The following is a 516-nucleotide window of genomic DNA, read 5'->3' on the forward strand; positions in this document are numbered from 1 at the left end:
GTCCGCCGTGGCGACCTGATCAGCCTTGGACCTCTCCGAAGGTCGGCGCTCTTACACCACCTCTCGGGGCACTACCGGACTCGGATCAGCTGCCTTATCAGTGCGCGGGCGCATTTGATCAGCCTGCACAAGGATCTCGAGGGCCATATCCGGGGGATTCTCAAGACCTTCGGCATCCGTGTATCGACCCAGTGAAAACCTGCTCATGCTACAAGGGAGAACGTAGCAATGAGTATGACGATGGACGACAGCATCAAGCGTTGGACGGCGAAGCGGAAGACGGCACTGGTGATTGAGATCATCCAGGGCAAGACGACCGTGTCGGAAGCAAGTCGATCATTCGACCTCACACCCTCCGAGATCGAGGGTTGGGTCGAAGACGCGAAGCGGGGTATGGAGAATTCCCTGCGCGCCAACCCGCTCGACATCCGCGAGCAATATGAGCTGCTCCCGATCTCTTGGACAGGATCTGGCGTGATTTAAGCTACTCGTTGCACCTGCTGATCGGGTTGGTTG

1 protein-coding gene and 1 pseudogene are annotated in these 516 nt (G+C 57.9%); both read left to right on the top strand.

The window, feature by feature from the left end; genetic code table 11:
* Positions 1-195: pseudogene (locus Q4543_RS24570) on the top strand (hypothetical protein); the annotation flags it as partial.
* A 45-nt stretch (positions 196-240) separates the two neighbouring features.
* Entirely contained in the window at positions 241-483 is a 243-nt protein-coding gene (locus tag Q4543_RS24575; RefSeq protein ID WP_303442826.1) for a DUF1153 domain-containing protein, read from the top strand.
* The last annotated feature ends 33 nt before the right edge of the window (positions 484-516 follow it).

The organism is Salipiger sp. 1_MG-2023, from assembly GCF_030547555.1.
Lineage (GTDB): Bacteria > Pseudomonadota > Alphaproteobacteria > Rhodobacterales > Rhodobacteraceae > Salipiger.

Bases quoted from the DNA above. Each gene is read 5' to 3' on its own strand.
- Q4543_RS24575 (WP_303442826.1), top strand. From the start codon at position 241: ATGGACGACAGCATCAAGCGTTGGACGGCGAAGCGGAAGACGGCACTG.